A 17582-nucleotide genomic window follows, 5' to 3' on the forward strand; every position below is an offset into this window, starting at 1 on the left:
ACATACGAAATCAGTTACAGGAGGATATGACAAGTGACCAAATGAGCATGAAAGAATACATAGACCCGTTCACGGGTGAGCAGGTAAAAGAAGGCTAGAAAAAAGCCCCATTAGGGGCAGCCGGTGAAAGCTTCGCGGTTGGCGAACCTTTCGGCGGGCCTATAGGCCCAGCCGGTATCAAGCCCTAAGGGGGCAGTGCATACCACCGGCACGACCGGTGGTTATGATTTTATTTAAATGCCTGCCGCGTAATAAAAACGTATAGGAATAGCTGTCTTATGATTGTTCTGTGAAGGAAAACAAGTATCAATGGAATTGTGGCATAAAAACTCTGATTTTCTGAAATATCGTTGCAAACGATATTGGATCCGTATATACTTTACGCCTTATACATCATTGTTTTTTATGGATTGCTTTTTTGCATTGGGATTATGATTATGATTTTCCTCTGTAAGAGGTGTTTGCCCTTTGGACTTGCGCTTTCTGGCCTTTTTATTGTCCGGTTGACTGTCCTTTGGCATAAAAATTCCTCCTATCTTTTGGTGTTTGGTCCCAGAGCTTCTTTTTTTGCATTGTGATGCTCATTTTGATTTTTTACTTCACCGCTTGTTTCTTGATTATTCTTTTGCAGGCTTACCTGGCTGTCATAGAGAGGTTTCTTTTTCAACACAGACATCTCCTTTCCTTTTTGAAATCTGTCACTTCGCTGTCCTATCCATAGTATTGGAAGACAACAGTGATTTATTCACAAAAACATAGAAAAATACCGCCTTTCCAAGTTTTAACGATTAAGCGCAAAATATTTAATTATTTTGGAAAATCTATTGATTTTGACGGATATTTGATGTATAATCCGTTGTGGAAGGTTTTCTGAAAATGATTAGGGCCTTTTGCCGTCTTAAAATGCAGGCGGATTAAGAATTTTTTGACCATTTTGTATATTTAGGAAGATTCCTGTACAAAATATATAGCCATGCGGACAGCTGGGTCAAATGCCGACACTGGCAACTTTTGTTGCCTTATTGATTGAGCGAATGCTCAAATTTCATAGAGAAATCACACTTGTGAATCAATCAATAAGAGTAGTCAAAGGTATTCTTATGGACTCTAATCTTAAAATCTTCGGCCACCGATTTATAGATTTTGAAACTCAAGTGTATTTTAGGTTGATACCTGAAAAGGCATTTGAGTTTTTTTTATCCAGACAAACCAGGGGAAAGAGTGATGAAATGGAAGATAAACTGAAATTATATGGGTTTAATAACCTGACGAAATCCTTGAGCTTTAATATTTATGATGTATGCTATGCGAAATCGCCCCGGGAACAGAAGGACTATGTGGCTTATATTGATGAGCAGTACAATTCGGACAGACTTACGGATGTTTTATATAAAGTGACGGAAATGATCGGCGCAAACGTGCTGAATGTATCCAAGCAGGATTATGAGCCGCAGGGGGCAAGCGTTACTTTTCTGATTGCGGAGGAAAGCATGATACCCTGCGGGGATACGGTGGTAGCGCATCTGGACAAAAGTCACGTGACGGTACACACTTATCCGGAATACCATCCGGACACTTCGATTGCAACTTTTCGAGTGGATATCGACGTGGCAACTTGCGGGGAGATCACGCCTCTTTCCACACTGGATTTTCTGATCGGCAGCTTTGATTCGGACATCATCACCATGGATTACCGGGTGCGGGGCTTTACCCGCGATATTTCGGGCAGGAAGCTTTTTATGGATCACAAAATGACTTCCATTCAGGATTATATTGATGAAAAAACGCTGGAGCACTACGATGCCATTGACATCAATGTTTACCAGTCCAATATTTATCATACAAAGATGCTGATCAAGGAAATTGACTTGCAGAACTATCTGTTTAATACCGATGTTTATGAAATTCCGCCCAAAACCAGACTGAACATCATGAACAATCTGCACAGCGAAATGATTGAAATATTCAGCGGGAAGAATATCTATTAGAGAGGGGTTAGAAATTGTCAGGACAGGAAAGAGCTCCTATATTGGAAGCATTGAATCAATTTAAAAAGCAGCGTGTGGTGCCATTTGACGTTCCAGGCCACAAAAGAGGAAAAGGAAATCCCGAGCTGACCGGATTTTTAGGCGAACAGTGTATGACGGTCGATGTGAATTCCATGAAGTGTCTGGATAACCTCTGCCATCCTGTTTCCGTTATCCGCGAAGCGGAGGAGCTGGCAGCGGAGGCGTTTGGGGCGGCTCACGCTTTTTTTATGGTCAACGGAACAACCTCCGCAGTGCAGAGCATGATTCTGTCTGCCGCAAAGCGGGGAGAAAAGATCATTCTTCCCAGAAATGTGCACCGCAGTGTCATCAATGCGATGATTTTAAATGGCGCAATCCCGGTTTATGTCAATCCCGAGACGAATAATGAGCTTGGCATTTCGCTTGGAATGTCCCTGGAGAAGGTGAAAAAAGCGGTTGAGGAAAATCCGGAGGCAAAGGCAATTTTAGTGAATAATCCCACCTATTATGGAGTTTGCTCCAACATTCGGAAGATTGCGAAGCTGGCGCATGACAATGGGATGCTGCTATTGGCGGACGAGGCGCACGGCACACATTTTTATTTCGGGGAAAATCTGCCTGTTCCCGCAATGCGCGCTGGGGCGGATATGGCATCGGTCAGTATGCATAAATCCGGCGGTTCCCTGACACAGAGTTCCTTCCTTCTGGCAGGAGAACGGGTGAATCCGGATTATATACGGCAGGTGATTAATCTGACGCAGACCACCTCGGGTTCCTATCTGCTTTTATCCAGCTTGGATATCTCCAGAAAAAATCTTGCGCTGCATGGAAAGGATATCTTTTCCCGTGTGTGTGACATGGCGGAGTATGCCCGGTATGAGATCAATCAGATTGGGGATTACTACGCCTATTCCAAAGAGATCATAAACGGGGATTCCATCTATGATTTTGATGTGACAAAGCTGTCAATTCACACGCTGAATGTGGGGCTGGCGGGGATTGAAGTCTATGATATCCTCCGGGATGACTATGATATCCAGGTGGAGTTCGGCGATCTGGGCAATATCCTTGCCTATGTCTCGGTGGGAGACCGCATTCGGGATATTGAGCGGCTGGTCAGTGCTCTGTCGGAAATCCGCCGGCGGTTCAAGCGGGATAAAACCGGTCTGATGAAACAGGAATATCTGAGCCCTCAGGTTGTGATTACACCTCAGAAGGCTTTTTACAGCGAAAAGGTTTCCCTTCCTCTTAAAGAGAGCGAGGGGCATGTGTGCAGTGAATTTGTGATGTGCTATCCGCCGGGCATTCCGATTCTGGCGCCGGGGGAACGGATCACCCGCCAGATTCTTGACTATATCGAGTACGCAAAGGAGAAGGGTTGCAGCCTGACCGGGGCCGAGGATATGAATACGGAACGGTTGAATATCGTAAAGGAGTATTGAGAAAGAAAGGAGAACGTGCATATGGAATTATGGTTTACTGAGCGGCATACCCCCCATGTGGAATTTTCCATCCGGGTGGATCGCCAGCTGTATTCCGGACAAAGTGAATTTCAGAGGATTGATGTGTTTGATTCCAAAGAGTTCGGACGCTTTCTGACGCTGGACGGCTATATGATGCTCACTGAGAAGGATGAGTTTATCTATCACGAGATGATGGTGCATGTACCCATGGCGGTGCATCCCGACCCGGAAAAAATTCTGGTGATCGGGGCAGGGGACGGCGGCGTTGTCCGTGAACTTGCAAAATACCAGAAGGTGAATACCATTGATGTGGTGGAGATCGATGAGCTGGTGGTGGAGGTGTGCAAGATTCATTTGCCTCAGACTGCCTGTGGGTTTATGGATGAGCGGGTTAACCTGCACTTTGAGGACGGTCTGAAGTATATCCGTTATCACGAAAATGAATATGATCTGATTATTGTGGACTCCACCGATCCCTTTGGACCAGGAGAAGGGTTGTTTACCAAAGAGTTTTACGGCAACTGCTACAAGGCGCTGAAAGAGGATGGCATTATGGTGAACCAGCACGAGAGTCCCTTCTATGCGGGGGATGCGCTGGCAATGCAGCGGGCCCACAAGCGGATTGTGGAATCTTTCCCTATCAGCAAGGTGTATCAGGCACATATTCCGACGTATCCCTCCGGACACTGGCTGTTCGGCTTCTCCTCCAAGAAGTATCATCCGATCCGTGATTTGGATAAGGCGCGCTGGAATACCTTTGGGTTCAAAACAAGATACTATAACACGAATCTTCACGTGGGTGCTTTTTATCTGCCCAATTATGTAGAGGAGCTGCTCAGAGATGTTGAATAAAAACGTGGAAACTTTTATCGGATGTGACTGTGAATACGGGGAGGCAGAAATTGTCCTGTTTGGTGCCCCTTTTGATTCCACAACCTCTTTTCGTCCGGGAACCCGGTTTGCCTCCAAGGCGATCCGCTCTGAGTCCTTTGGCTTGGAGACATACAGTCCGTATCAGAACAAGGACTTGACGGATTATCGGATTTTTGATGCCGGTGATTTGGAACTCTGTTTTGGAAATCCGGAAAAAGCACTTGGGCAGATCGGTGAATTGACAAAGAAGATTCTGAAGGATGAGAAAATTCCCATGATGATCGGCGGGGAACATTTGGTCACACTTGGAGCATTTCGTCCGGTATTTGAAAAATATCCTGAGGTACACGTGATCCACTTTGACGCGCATACCGACCTGCGGGAGGAATACTTGGGTGAGATATTGTCCCACGCGTCGGTGATCCGGCGGCTTTGGGATCTGACGGGGGATGGAAAGATCTTTCAGTTTGGAATCCGCTCCGGTGACCGGAGCGAATTTGTGTGGAGCAAAGGGCACACCGCTCTTCAGAAATTCAATTTCGACGGGCTGGAGGAAGTGGTTGAAAAGCTGGAGGGAAAGCCGGTCTATTTTACGGTGGATCTGGACGTGATGGATCCTTCGGTGTTTCCGGGAACAGGAACCCCCGAGGCGGGCGGCGTTTCCTTCCTGGATTTGTTATATGCTGTCTTAAAGGTGGGCAGATTAAATATTGTGGGGCTTGACGTAAACGAACTGAGTCCAGTATATGATCCAAGCGGAGCATCCACTGCGGTTGCCTGCAAAATCATAAGAGAAATTCTTTTGGGGATACAAAAATAATGACAGAGAGGTAGGTTGAAACAAATGGGAAAAGTATTGGTGATCGGCTGCGGCGGCGTTGCCGGCGTTGCCATCCATAAATGTGTGCAGAATGCGGAAGTGTTCGATGAGGTGGTGATTGCCAGCCGGACAAAATCCAAATGCGACGCGTTAAAGGAAAAGCTGTCCGGCGGAAAGGTAAAAATCGAAACCGCCCAGGTGGACGCGGACAACGTGGACGAGCTGATTGCGCTGATCGAACGGGTAAAACCGGATGTGGTGCTGAATCTAGCACTTCCTTATCAGGATCTGACGATTATGGACGCCTGTCTGGCAACTAAGGTTCACTATGTGGACACCGCCAATTATGAACCGCTGGATACTGCAAAGTTCGAATATAAATGGCAGTGGGCATACCGGGAGAAATTTGAGAAAGCCGGAATTACCGCCCTGCTGGGAAGCGGCTTCGACCCCGGCGTCACCAGCGTGTTTTCCGCCTATGCCTTAAAGCATCACTTTGACGAGATCAACTATATTGATATTTTGGACTGCAACGGCGGTGACCACGGCTACCCTTTTGCCACTAACTTCAATCCGGAGATCAATATCCGAGAGGTATCCGCAAAGGGAAGCTATTGGGAAAATGGCAAATGGGTGGAAACCGAGCCGATGGAAATCAAACGGGTTTACCATTTTGACCAGGTGGGGGAGAAGGATATGTATCTTCTGCACCATGAGGAGATCGAATCTCTGGCCTTGAACATTCCGGGCATCAAGCGGATTCGCTTCTTTATGACCTTCGGGCAGAGCTATCTGACCCACTTGAAATGCCTGGAAAACGTGGGGATGACTTCGATTGAGCCGATTTTGTTCGAGGGGAAAGAGATTGTCCCGCTGCAGTTTTTAAAGGCGGTTCTTCCCGATCCTGCTTCTCTGGGACCTCGGACCGTGGGCAAGACCAATATCGGATGTATTTTCCGCGGCAAAAAGGATGGAAAGGACAAAACCTATTATCTGTATAATGTATGCGATCATCAGGAGTGCTATAAGGAAGTAGGATCCCAGGCGGTTTCCTATACCACCGGTGTACCGGCCATGATCGGCGCGATGATGGTTATGACGGGAAAATGGCAAAAGCCCGGCGTTTACAATATGGAGGAATTTGATCCGGATCCCTTTATGGACGCGCTGAACAAATGGGGACTTCCCTGGAGAGAATCCTTTGATCCCCAGCTGGTAGACTGATATGACGGAAGCGCTGAAACAGGTACAGACGCCCGCTTATGTAGTGGATCAAGGTTTGCTCACAAAAAATTTAGAGATTTTGAAATCGGTGCAGGATCGGACAGGCTGTCACATTCTTCTTGCACAGAAAGCGTTTTCCATGTTCTATTTCTATCCGCTGATCGGACGGTATCTGAAAGGGACAACTGCGAGCTCTTTGTATGAGGCAAAGCTGGGAAAAGAGGAGATGGGCGGCGAAACGCATATATTTTCTCCAGCCTATTTGGAGAGGGAGTTTGACGAGGTGCTTTCGCTCTGTGATCACATCGTATTCAACTCCTTTACCCAGTGGAAAAAATACAAGGAAAAAGCGCTGCAAAGCGGAAAAAGCTGCGGTCTGCGCATCAATCCCGAGTGTTCCACACAGGATCACGCTATCTATGATCCCTGTTCGCCCGGTTCCCGGCTGGGGATTCCGGTCTCTGCGTTTGAGGGAGAAAATCTGGATGGAATCGAAGGACTTCATTTCCATACCCTCTGTGAGCAGAACGCGGATGCGCTGCAAAAGACTCTTGAAGCGGTGGAGCAAAAATTCGGCAGGTTTCTGTATCGGATGAAATGGCTGAATTTCGGCGGCGGACATCACATTACACGGGCGGATTACGATATTGGGACGTTGGTTTCCTGCATTCTTCACATGAAGGAGAAATATGACTTGGAAATCTATCTGGAGCCCGGGGAAGCGGTGGCGCTGAATGCCGGCTTTCTGGTGACGAGGGTGGAGGATATTGTCCGCAACGGAATGGATATTGCAATTCTGGATACCTCCGCGGCATGCCATATGCCGGATGTGATTGAGATGCCCTACCGTCCGCCTCTTCTGGATTCCGGGATGCCCGGGGAAAAGGCTTATACTTACCGGCTGGGAGGACCTACCTGCCTGGCGGGGGACATCATCGGCGATTACTCCTTTGACCAGCCGCTTCAAATCGGAGACAAGCTGGTGTTCGGCGACATGGCGATCTATTCCATGGTCAAAAATAATACCTTTAACGGGGTGAGGCTGCCGGATATCGCGGTAAAGGATGAAATGGGTGTTCACGTGGTGAAACACTTTGGATATCAGGATTTTAAGGGACGGCTGTCATAGCCGTCCCTATTTAATGACTGCTGAATAATCCTGAAATGCAGCTGCATAGCGGTATGCAAGTGTTTCAGAATTGTTCAGGCGCAAAGTTTTTTGCTTTTATTCCGGTTTTGTATACGATTGCAATAAAAAATAAATGATATGTCAGGGGAGAATTGGGAGAGCAGAAAGCACTGCGCAGTGTACTATGCGCTATAATGCGGGCGAACACAGTTCGCCCCTACGGTAGATGGTAAACGGTATACGGTAAACAGTATTTTGTGGGTGCGGTTTGTTCTCTCGGCAGAACAGTCTAACTGTCAACTGTAAACTCGTTACTTATACGGGCGGATGATATCCGCCCCTACGATGGGAATGCTGGGAAATCTGGTGTAGGGAACGGTCTTGACCGTTCCGAAAACAGCAGTTCCGGGCTTGCTCCTGCTGTAAAGGATTGTGCATAGGTTGACAATCCCTCCACCGCTGAAGCGGTTCCCCTCCCTTTACACAAGGGAGACTGGGGAGGACAGAGGGCAATGCACACTGCACGCTGTTCTATGTGCCGTAATGCGGGCGGAGCAAGCCCCGCCCCTACAGTAGACGAGAGATGTCAAAGAGACAGTTTATTGACAACTCGGATAAACCAAAATTTTTAAAAGAGGAGCTGAAAAGCCCCTCTTTTGCTATTTTCTATATTTTTGTTTTGGACATCTTATGGATCGCTTCCAAAAATTTTTTTACCTCTTTTTCCTTGGTGAAGGCGGAAACAGAGACACGAACGGTTCCGGTCTTTTCTGTGCCGATGGTTTCGTGAGCCGGATAGGCGCAATGAAAACCGGAGCGGACAGCTATATGATAGTCATCGTTTAAAATGTTGGCGGCAACGCCGCTGTCCATTCCATTGAGATTGATGCTTAAGGTGCCCGTCTGACGTTTGGAATCCACTGGGCCGTAGACCGTTACCTGTTCCATATTATAAAGCGTTTCTTTCATCAAATCCAACAGGAAATGTTCATAGGAAAGGATGTTTGAAACGCCTTCCTTCAGGACATATTCCACTCCTTTTGACAATCCGTAGAAGCCAGGCGTATTCAAGGTTCCGCTTTCCAATTTATCCGGCAGAAAATCAGGATTATTCAGAAGGGAGGACTCGCTGCCTGTGCCGCCCTCTATGATGGTTTTCAGATTTAAACCGGGACGAATATAAAGCCCGCCGGTTCCCTGAGGACCGTAAAGTCCTTTGTGACCGGGAAATCCCAGTAAATCAATCTGAAATTCATTTACATCTATGGGTAATACGCCGGCGCTCTGAGAAGCATCGACCATAAAAAGAATTCCATGCCGTTTGGCAATTTGGCCAATGGTGCAGATATCCTGGATACTTCCCGTTACATTGGAAGAATGGTTAACCACAATCAGCTTGGTTTCCGGTTTGATTTCCGCCTCGATCCAGGCGGGTTCCACAAATCCATAACAATCCGCCTTTACCCGTGTTACGGAAATTCCTGAAAGCGCGTGTAGCGGCCTTAAAACGGAGTTGTGCTCCATGGAAGTGGTAATGACGTGATCGCCTTCCGACAGGATTCCTTTGATACCGAAATTCAGGGCATAGGTCGCATTCGGAGTCAAAATAATGTCTTCAATATTTTCAATATGAAATAAATCGCCAAGAACTTTCCTTGCATTGTAAATACGCTCAGAAGATTTTAAAGAGCAGTTATGACCGCTTCTCCCAGGATTAGCGGAATTTTTCAATTCATTTTCAACAGCTTTTAAAACGCTTTTCGGTTTGTGACGCGTGGTCGCCGCATTATCCAGATAAATCAAGAAATGCGATACTCCTGATAAGCATGGTTCGGCATCTCCCGGTAGATCGCTTTTATCGGGATATCAAACCGGTTTGCCGCTTCCATGACATCATTGAGTTTTTCTTCACGAAACCGCAGACAGTACGCACAGCCATTCATGGGAATCGAAGTGGGCGCATGCATCAGCGCCATAAAGCTGCCGTCATATTGAAAATGCTTTTTCAGCTTATTTGCCAGTGTAATGGATGAAAAAACTGCGATATAATAATTCATTTTCTTCTCCTCTTTGAAAAGCCGGCAAGCCGGCCCGCTGTTGTCAAACAGCTATGGTATTTACAGTTTAATATATGAAACGTACCTATATTCGGTGAATGAAAGCATTGTGAAATGCGGTTTGGCAAAAATGAAAACCGCTTCGTTATTCATTAAAGGATCGTTTCCAGATTCAGCCTGTTTTTTTCGATGAGATGCCGGAAATATAACTTTAGTTTATAACTGGTCTGATAATAGTCTTCATATATATTTTTGATAAAGTAGGAATCTATTTCTGCAAACTGTTCCATAATGCTGTCGATTTCGTTGTGTTCGATGGAAATGGTCAGGATTTTTTCACTTTTCAGCCAGTCCTTTTTCAGCCGGGCGTATTCCTCTTTCGCCGCTTCATAATCGCCTAAATCCATAGAGCGGTCCATTTCCTCCACAACAGCAATGTATTTTTTCATCGTATCCTCCAAATATGCCTGATAACCTATGGCGAACCCTATCATCAAAAGCAGGATACAAAGGGTTATCACAATCATTTTCATTTTTGTTTCTTCTCCTTCAGCTGTGTGAACATTACTTTCTTGTCATTTGCGCATAATAACAATATGTCCTTCTTATTTGTAATATGCAATTTTTTTAGTTCGCCGTTAAGCCAGTCTTCCGTGCGGTTAATCCGTTTGAGATTATCCTTGTAGATTTCACCTTTTACAACAATAGGGAAGGGCATCTGATCATCCTGAATGGGAAGAGATAAATCCTCCACAGTAGGAGTGGATGCGGATTTTTTTAAAACAAAGCTGACCTGTCCGTTTGTCTCCATAATGGCATATTGAATATCGGAAATATTGGTGATACCGTTCATTCGCATTTCTTCTAACAGATCATCCGTGGTAAAGCGCAGATCTTTCAGGGCAGACTGCTGCAGGACACCGTGCTCCACCAGGATACTAGGTTTCCCTGAAATATATTTGCGGACTTTGACGTTTTTTAAAATGAGCCAGGATATCAGCACTTCACAGCATACCAGAATTAATACAGGTACAATACCATTTACAAGGGGAATATCTTTTGACTCCATCGGAATGGAGGCTAATTCAGAAATCATGATAGCTACAGCCAGTTCGGAAGGTTCCAGCTGGCCAATCTGTTTCTTTCCCATAAAACGCAGCGAAAACACAACAAGAAGATAAAGAATGACAGTTCTCACAACGATTGCAAGCATAGAAATCTCCTCTCTGTGGAAAAATATAAGAAATATATAAGAATTTCTTCATAAAAAGCAAGCGGTATCAGCTGTTTGTGTTACCGCTGTTTCTATTTATAGTATTATGGATTGTTTTCGGTTCAAAAATTCACTTTGTGAATATTCTGTGATCTTTCTGCACAAAGCTTTGCTTTTCCGAAAAAAATCATGTATAATAAAAATATCCGGTTAAAAATGGAATTCGTTCGGCGCAGATTACAATATGTTATTTAGAGAATGCAAGAGAGAGGGGATGTATACCTTTGCTGAAAAAGTGGACAGCCTTTTTGGTGACAGTTGTCTTGGTGGCGGGAACGATTTTTGTTTCGGCAGAGGATGAAAACTCGACTTATTCGGCTCTTGTTTTTATCGATGATCCTTTTGTCAGCAGATTAATGGAATATGAAGGTATGACTGCCGGGCAAGTGGAGTCTTTCATGGATGACATAGATGATTTTATAGCGAGTTTTAAAGAAAATATCTATGAATCGGACGCAGATACCATTTTTATCACAATTTTGTTACAGGTCATGCAACGCGAAGAACATCTTCCTGTTATGGTTGCTTTTGACGCAATGTTTCCGGAAGAAATTGCATATATGCTGCAATACCGTAAGGTTCCAGAGGTTATGGGGAATTTTATGGACGTCGCCATGAGAAGAAAAATTATCATAGAGGTGGGACCAGCAAGAACAGAAGAGCCGCAGGAACCAGAACCGACTCCTACAACACAGCCGGAGGAGGAGAAATCAAAGTATTTTGACGATATGGCAGATTATAAGTACGCAGTGAAAGCTGTGGATGCAATGGCTCAGAGGGGAATGATAAGAGGTACCCAGGAGCGCTGCTTTTCACCGGGAGCCAATATTACGAGAGAGGAATTCACAAAATTAGTGGTTTCAGTACTTTTGGAAACAAATGATGTTTATACAAAGGAATATTTCAAGGATCCTTCCGGGGCATGGTATGAGCCTTACATAGCTGCCGGAGAATTTTATGGATTGTCTTTTGGCTACTATGAATGGCCCTATGAACTGGAAAAGCCGATCACGAGAGAAGAGATGGTGACGGTTGCATACCGCGCCGTGCGGAGGGTGGGACTGCAGCTTCCGGACATAAAGTATCCCACTCATTTCGATGATATGTATCAGATTAAATATTATGCGGTGGAACCAATCAATGAATTGCAAAAGGCGAATATCATCAGCGGAGTGGGGAATAATAAATTTGAACCAGCCGGGGAAACAAACCGTGCAGACGCAGCTTTGCTTCTGTATAAACTATTGTTGCTGAAAGAGAACTAGATCTTGGAAAGTTCTGAAATCACACCGAAAAGCATTGCAATTTATCATTTGAAATGCTATAATAAATAACAGAAAACAACAAAAAATCCTGCCGTTCACGTGAGTAAGCGCGTTATATAAACCAACATTTTTAATAAGGGAGTCCGTTCTCTGACCTGCGGCTTGCATGCCCCCCGGTTTTATTGCCGGCTTTAGGGGACCGATAAGCAGTCAGGAGGACACCCACCTGCTTAGGCAGGTTTGTATAAGGCTTATAACGGCTCGGCGGGGATATACATAATGAGATAAGAATGTTAGGTTCACACCTAGCATTTTTTTGTGAAGAAGTTTCAATAAAGCAGGGTGATTTCTTTGGGGGATGAAATCTTGATGAAAATATCCTCCGCTTACATGAACGGTGGGATTTCTGCAGCGAGTATCCCTGTTTTTTATCAGCAGGAAGGCATTTTGCAGTAAAGCGATGACCAACAGATCAGAGACCCTGGTTGTAGAGAAATCATTTTCACATAAAAGAAATTCGGCAAAAAGATGGAAACGGAGAGATGAAAATGGTAGAGTTTTTGAATCGCACAAAGATGCTTTTGGGAGAAACGGCGGTGGATAGATGTACAAAAGCTTCTGTAGCTGTGTTCGGCTTAGGCGGCGTAGGCAGCTTTACAGCGGAGGCACTGGCGAGGAGCGGAGTTGGCAAGCTGACTCTGATTGACAATGATGTGGTGACAAAAAGCAACATCAACCGCCAGCTGATTGCCCTGCAAAGTACAGTGGGGAAACGGAAAACGGATTTGATGAGGCGGAGAATTGCAGATATCAATCCAGACGCAGAAGTAGTGTGCCATTCGGTGTTTTTTTGTGAAGAAACAAAGAACGAAATTTTTTCACAGTCTTTGGGTCATTTTGACTATATTGTGGATGCTATCGATACCGTTTCCTCCAAGCTGCTGCTGATACAAACCGCAAAGAATGAAAACATTCCAATCATCTCCTCTATGGGGGCGGCAAATAAGCTGGATCCAACCCGATTTCGGGTGACAGATATCTATAAAACCGCTATGGATCCGCTTGCTAAGGTAATGCGAAGGGAACTGAAAAAACTTGGTATTCCAAAGCTTAAGGTAGTTTGCTCGGACGAACCGCCGCTCACGCCGGTTTTGGACTTGGGGGAGACGAAAAACAATCGTCCTGCGCCGGCCAGCGTTGCTTGGGTTCCCTCGGTAGCCGGTCTGATTCTGGCGGGAGAAGTGATAAAGGATTTGATGAAAAAATGAAAAAGCTGATCCTGATAAACGGGACAATGGGGGTTGGAAAGAGCACTGTGAGCAAAGAACTGATGAAGCGGCTTCAGCCGTCGGTTTATCTGGACGGGGATTGGTGCTGGAATATGAATCCCTTTGTGGTCAATGAAGAGAACAAACAGATGGTTTTGCGGAATATCGGTTTTCTGCTGCGGTCTTATTTGGAGAATTCTAGTTATGAATATGTCATCTTTTGCTGGGTCATGCATCAAGAGCAAATTGTAAAGCAGATACTGGAACAAATGAAAGGTCTGCTTTTCCAGCCTGTTCTGTTTACGCTGACCTGTTCGCAAGATACCCTCAGGGACCGCTTGACAAGCAGGATGCAAGCGGAAGGAAAAACAGATATTCCACGGAAAGTGGAGGAAAGCGTCAATCGACTAAAGCTATATGAGAAAATGGACAGCACCAAAATAGATGTGACGGATATTACCCCTTTGCAGGCTGCGGAGAGAATAGCGAACCGGATTTTTATCGTCGAATCATGATATAATAGTCGAAAGGGATCCAATAAGATTATAAAATAATAAAAAGGAAATTTAGGGATGAATCATACCGAAAAATTTACGGGAAAAGCGGAAATTTACCAAAAATTCCGACCTGCTTATCCATTGGCTTATATTCGGTATCTGACCGGAAAAATTCCGGTGAATGGCGTCGTCGCGGATGTAGGAGCGGGCACAGGGATTCTGAGCAAAGCGTTGCTGAAAGAAGGGTGCGCCGTGTACTGTGTGGAGCCGAATGCGGATATGAGAAAAATAGCGGCTGAAACGCTTGCGGGAGATTTCTGGATTATCAATGCCGCGGCGGAGCAGACAACTTTGCCGGAAGACAGCGTGGATTTGGTGACCGCCGCACAGGCGTTTCATTGGTTTGACGCGAAGGCTTTCCGCAGAGAATGCGGCAGAATCTTAAGACCGGGAGGGATTGTCTCCCTTGTCTGGAATACAAGGCGGGACAGCGCGCTTGAACGTGCAGCGGCGGAGGCTGCCAAGCAATATTGCCCTGCTTATCAGGGGGCAAGCGGGGGCATCCGTTTTGTGGGGGAGAGCTTTGGAACATTTTTTGAAGACGGAGTATATGAACACTGCGAATTTGACAATTCCTACTCCGCCGACAGGGAAACCTTCATCGGAAGGATTCTCTCCTCCTCCTATTCTCTGAAGCCGGAGGATACCGAATATGAGGCCTGGCTTGCCTCGCTTCACCGGATATTCGACCGTTTTTGTGAGAGAGATAGGGTAGCTGTTTCTATCGTGACACAGAGTTATACCGGAAAGGTATCAAGTGAATATTAATTTGCGTTAGCGATCCCTTTCGATTCCTTGATTTTTGAAGTACCAAACAGGGACAGAATTCTGCATATTGTCGTACCAACGAAGCACATCCCTGGCTTGGTTAAGCATTGTATTTATTTCTCCCTTACCAAAAGGGATCGCCCATGGAATAGAGGAAAGCATATTGGTGCTGATGTAAAGAGCAAGTAACTTCCAAAACTCGCTTGGCACCCTGCTGTCAAAATAACCGTTGACGATACCTGAGGCAAACAGCGGAGAGGTCTGTGCACACCATACAATACGGTTAAATTCTTCCCATGGATCCCCAAAATCATAACGATCAAAATCAATAATTACAATTTTTCCATTTTCAATCATCATATTGCCGATGTGGTAATCTCCGTGCTGAAAGGTCTGCGGTCTGTTTGCAAGCAAATGGCGGTTTTCTTCTATGTAAGCAATAAAATTTTCTGCTCCATCAAATTTTATGGGGCATTCATGATACATTTTAATTTTACGATCGATCTTTGCCTGAAAGCGAGCTTCCCAATCGGGCAGTGCTTCAGGGGCGGGAAGAGAATGAATTGTTTTAAGGATTCTGCCCGCCTCGAGACCATAAGCATACTGTTCTGTATCAGAAAGATAAGGTATAATATCTTCGGCATTCTTCCCATTCACCCATGTTTGAATACTATAAACACCGTCATCACACTTTCCGAACGCCACGGGCTTACACATTGGAACTCCAAGGAAAGCTGCTTTCTGCTGCATATGGAACATTTCCTGCCGCTTTGCGCTTTTTTCTGCGGGTGTAACTCTCAAAAGATATTTTGTACCATCGGGAGTTGTTACACAGTACTTTTTATCACAGGACCATCCCCTGTTGATTGGTTCCTTTGAAATAAAGTTTAATTGTGGCATTTATTTTCTCCTAAATAATATGGATGGAAAGCGAAAATTTCTTCACATTTCTTGTTTTCTTAAATGAACAGCTCATTTATTTATCTCCAGTTTCATCTTATTCGTCCGGATATTGCAGCCCCCAATCTCTGCGGAGTTTTGTCATAATTTCCATGACATCTATGGTCTCCGCCAGATGCATGGAATCAACACTGTGGTTCAGAACCGCTTTTTCCATATCCATTATTTCATATTGCAGTGCATGAGCGGTTTTGCCTTCTGTGATTTCCTGCCGTTTTCCGGTTTCCGCATCCACAATAACAGCTTTGTCTGCGCGGGGGTATTCCATGATTTCAATATATGCCCTTTCACAGCTGATGACAGCGCGTTTTGGCTGTTTTGAGTGAAGGCTTAAAGAAATCGCCGCCATCTGCTCCTCCCGATTCATCAGTAAAATTCCAGCTTGCTCATCAACGCCGGTAGAAGCCAATTTCACCTGGCTTAAAATATCCTCAGGCTGGCTGTCCATAAAGCTTCTCACTAAGCTTAGGGCGTAAACGCCGATATCCAAAAGCGCTCCGCCTGCCAGCTGAAGATTGAAAAAACGGCTATTCATATTATATTCTTTCAAGCTGCCGAAATTCAGCTGAAGCATTTGAACCTTTCCCAAGGTTCCGCTTTTTACCATATTCCACAGTTTTTGATACAGCGGCATATGCCAAATCGTCATTGCCTCCGCCAGTATCACATCATGGTTTTCGGCCAAAGTGACAGCTTCCCTCAATTCGTTACTGTTGAGGGTAATGGATTTTTCACACAGTACATGCTTACCATTTTTCAGTGCTGTACGCAGAAAATCGATATGCGTATTATGGGGCGTTGTGATGTAAATGATATCCACCAGGGGATCCCAAAACATTTCATGAAAATCCCGATATACCTTTCGCACCTGATGTTTTTCAGCAAACGCCAGCGCTTTCCCCAGCGTTCTGTTTCCAACTGCATAGAGAGGCTTTCCCATTGCCGTCAGAGCCTGTGCCATTTCATTGGCAATGACACCGGTCCCTAAAACTGCCCAGCGAAGTTCTTTTTTCATTTCCATATTCTCCTTTTAGCGTTGAGACAACTGATCGGAAATTCGGCAAAAATCCTGAATGGATAGGGTTTCCCCCCGCACGGTGGGGGAATAGCCAAGCTCCTCCAAAATGGAGGTGATTTCCTCCTTGGTCTGAGAGAAAAATCCGCTGTTGGACAGCCCGTTCAGTAATGTCTTGCGGCGCTGCAGAAAAACGGCTTTGACGGTTTTGAAATATACGGCTTCGTCCTTGGGATTCACCTTGGGTGTTTTTAAGAGCTTCATCAGAACGATAGAGGAATCCACGCTTGGCTGCGGTGTAAAACAGTGGGGTTTCACATCGCGGAGAATGGAGGCGTTGGTGTAATAGTCCACCATACAGGACAGAGCGCCGTAATCTTTTTCACGGCAGGTCGCTACCATTCGTTTTGCCACTTCCTTCTGCACCATTACTGTGATGCTTTTGAGCGGGTATCGTTTTTCCAGCAGAGCGGATACGATGGGCGTAGTAATATAATAGGGAAGATTTGCGACGACGACAGTATCTTCATTTTGGATGATTTGATTCAGATCGGTTTTCAGCACATCGGCATTGATTAGATGAAAATTTTCTGCCGAACCAAATAAATCGGTAAGAACAGGAATCAAATTCGAATCCAATTCAATAGCGGTTACATCCTTTGCGGCTTCCAAAAGAGATTGGGTCAGACTGCCAAATCCCGGTCCAATTTCGATTACGCTGGTGTTTCTTGTGATACCAGTGCCGACAATGGTGTCCTCCACCACGCTTTCATCAATCAAAAAATTTTGTCCCAGTCCTTTTTTAAAACGGAACCCATACCGTTCACATAGTTCTTTGACTATTTTAGGGTTTGTCACTCTGTCTGTCATACGCAATCCTCTCTTGTTCGGTTTTGAAAAA

19 protein-coding genes, 1 other RNA gene and 1 pseudogene are annotated in these 17582 nt (G+C 45.3%); 12 read left to right on the forward strand and 9 right to left on the reverse strand.

Annotated features, from left to right (window positions below; all coding sequences use genetic code 11):
* A pseudogene (locus tag KQI32_RS02785) lies at positions 1–98 on the forward strand (IS200/IS605 family transposase); the annotation flags it as partial.
* A 288-nt stretch (positions 99–386) separates the two neighbouring features.
* On the opposite strand, the gene KQI32_RS13515 reads toward KQI32_RS02785, so the two are convergent.
* Positions 387–521 (reverse strand): hypothetical protein, encoded by a 135-nt coding sequence (locus KQI32_RS13515; RefSeq protein ID WP_256443627.1) that lies wholly within the window; start codon positions 519–521, stop codon positions 387–389.
* 11 nt (positions 522–532) lie between these two features.
* On the reverse strand, positions 533–670 hold the full coding sequence (locus KQI32_RS02790; protein ID WP_216423888.1) for a hypothetical protein: 138 nt from the start codon (positions 668–670) through the stop codon (positions 533–535).
* A 559-nt stretch (positions 671–1229) separates the two neighbouring features.
* On the opposite strand from KQI32_RS02790, the gene speD reads away from it, so the two are divergent.
* The 6 genes from speD to nspC are packed head-to-tail and all read left to right on the forward strand — an operon-like array spanning position 1230 to position 7518.
* The gene (gene speD / locus KQI32_RS02795) at positions 1230–1988 is read left to right on the forward strand and encodes an adenosylmethionine decarboxylase (protein ID WP_177690055.1); all 759 of its coding nucleotides are present in this window, start codon (positions 1230–1232) and stop codon (positions 1986–1988) included.
* Positions 1989–2002: 14 nt separating this feature from the next.
* Positions 2003–3451 carry an aminotransferase class I/II-fold pyridoxal phosphate-dependent enzyme gene (locus KQI32_RS02800; protein WP_177690053.1) on the forward strand — a complete coding sequence of 483 codons (1449 nt, stop codon included), beginning with the start codon at positions 2003–2005 and terminating at the stop codon, positions 3449–3451.
* A gap of 21 nt (positions 3452–3472) precedes the next feature.
* Positions 3473–4324 (forward strand): polyamine aminopropyltransferase, encoded by an 852-nt coding sequence (gene speE, locus KQI32_RS02805; protein ID WP_177690051.1) that lies wholly within the window; start codon positions 3473–3475, stop codon positions 4322–4324.
* Complete coding sequence (speB, locus tag KQI32_RS02810) at positions 4317–5165, forward strand: agmatinase (protein ID WP_374197054.1); 849 nt, start codon at positions 4317–4319, stop codon at positions 5163–5165. The genes speE and speB overlap by 8 nt, the downstream gene beginning before the upstream one ends.
* A gap of 24 nt (positions 5166–5189) precedes the next feature.
* Positions 5190–6389 carry a saccharopine dehydrogenase family protein gene (locus KQI32_RS02815; RefSeq protein ID WP_177690047.1) on the forward strand — a complete coding sequence of 400 codons (1200 nt, stop codon included), beginning with the start codon at positions 5190–5192 and terminating at the stop codon, positions 6387–6389.
* A 1-nt stretch (position 6390) separates the two neighbouring features.
* On the forward strand, positions 6391–7518 hold the full coding sequence (gene nspC, locus KQI32_RS02820) for a carboxynorspermidine decarboxylase (protein WP_216423890.1): 1128 nt from the start codon (positions 6391–6393) through the stop codon (positions 7516–7518).
* A 666-nt stretch (positions 7519–8184) separates the two neighbouring features.
* Here nspC and KQI32_RS02825 read toward each other — a convergent pair.
* The 4 genes from KQI32_RS02825 to KQI32_RS02840 form a co-directional block, all read right to left on the reverse strand.
* Positions 8185–9321 (reverse strand): aminotransferase class V-fold PLP-dependent enzyme, encoded by a 1137-nt coding sequence (locus tag KQI32_RS02825; protein WP_216423892.1) that lies wholly within the window; start codon positions 9319–9321, stop codon positions 8185–8187.
* Positions 9318–9575, reverse strand: coding sequence for a putative Se/S carrier-like protein (locus tag KQI32_RS02830; RefSeq protein ID WP_177690036.1), 258 nt, complete (start codon positions 9573–9575; stop codon positions 9318–9320). The genes KQI32_RS02825 and KQI32_RS02830 overlap by 4 nt, the downstream gene beginning before the upstream one ends.
* Positions 9576–9727: 152 nt before the next feature.
* Complete coding sequence (locus KQI32_RS02835) at positions 9728–10108, reverse strand: DUF4363 family protein (protein ID WP_216423893.1); 381 nt, start codon at positions 10106–10108, stop codon at positions 9728–9730.
* Complete coding sequence (locus KQI32_RS02840; protein ID WP_216423895.1) at positions 10105–10788, reverse strand: DUF421 domain-containing protein; 684 nt, start codon at positions 10786–10788, stop codon at positions 10105–10107. The genes KQI32_RS02835 and KQI32_RS02840 overlap by 4 nt, the downstream gene beginning before the upstream one ends.
* 284 nt (positions 10789–11072) lie before the next feature.
* On the opposite strand from KQI32_RS02840, the gene KQI32_RS02845 reads away from it, so the two are divergent.
* From KQI32_RS02845 to KQI32_RS02865, 5 genes are all read left to right on the forward strand, one after another.
* Positions 11073–12113: an S-layer homology domain-containing protein gene (locus tag KQI32_RS02845; protein ID WP_216423897.1), complete on the forward strand. Its 1041-nt coding sequence runs from the start codon at positions 11073–11075 to the stop codon at positions 12111–12113.
* Between the two features lie 82 nt (positions 12114–12195).
* Positions 12196–12388, forward strand: a non-coding RNA gene (ssrS, locus tag KQI32_RS02850) — 6S RNA.
* A gap of 273 nt (positions 12389–12661) precedes the next feature.
* Positions 12662–13381 carry a ThiF family adenylyltransferase gene (locus tag KQI32_RS02855; RefSeq protein WP_216423898.1) on the forward strand — a complete coding sequence of 240 codons (720 nt, stop codon included), beginning with the start codon at positions 12662–12664 and terminating at the stop codon, positions 13379–13381.
* Entirely contained in the window at positions 13378–13896 is a 519-nt protein-coding gene (locus KQI32_RS02860) for an AAA family ATPase (protein WP_216423899.1), read from the forward strand. Before KQI32_RS02855 ends, KQI32_RS02860 begins: the two co-directional genes overlap by 4 nt.
* A 57-nt stretch (positions 13897–13953) precedes the next feature.
* Positions 13954–14706 carry a class I SAM-dependent methyltransferase gene (locus KQI32_RS02865; protein ID WP_216423900.1) on the forward strand — a complete coding sequence of 251 codons (753 nt, stop codon included), beginning with the start codon at positions 13954–13956 and terminating at the stop codon, positions 14704–14706.
* Positions 14707–14712: 6 nt separating this feature from the next.
* On the opposite strand, the gene KQI32_RS02870 is transcribed toward KQI32_RS02865, so the two are convergent.
* From KQI32_RS02870 to rsmA, 3 genes are all read right to left on the reverse strand, one after another.
* Positions 14713–15606 carry an aminoglycoside phosphotransferase family protein gene (locus tag KQI32_RS02870; protein WP_216423908.1) on the reverse strand — a complete coding sequence of 298 codons (894 nt, stop codon included), beginning with the start codon at positions 15604–15606 and terminating at the stop codon, positions 14713–14715.
* 97 nt (positions 15607–15703) lie between these two features.
* On the reverse strand, positions 15704–16681 hold the full coding sequence (locus KQI32_RS02875) for a Gfo/Idh/MocA family protein (protein ID WP_216423910.1): 978 nt from the start codon (positions 16679–16681) through the stop codon (positions 15704–15706).
* A 15-nt stretch (positions 16682–16696) separates the two neighbouring features.
* A complete protein-coding gene (gene rsmA, locus KQI32_RS02880; RefSeq protein ID WP_216423912.1) occupies positions 16697–17551 on the reverse strand; it encodes a 16S rRNA (adenine(1518)-N(6)/adenine(1519)-N(6))-dimethyltransferase RsmA in 855 nt (284 codons plus the stop codon).
* Positions 17552–17582 lie beyond the last annotated feature (31 nt).

The sequence above is a fragment of the Acetivibrio sp. MSJd-27 genome, assembly GCF_018918095.1.
In the GTDB taxonomy this organism is placed as follows: Bacteria; Bacillota; Clostridia; order UMGS1840; family HGM11507; genus HGM11507.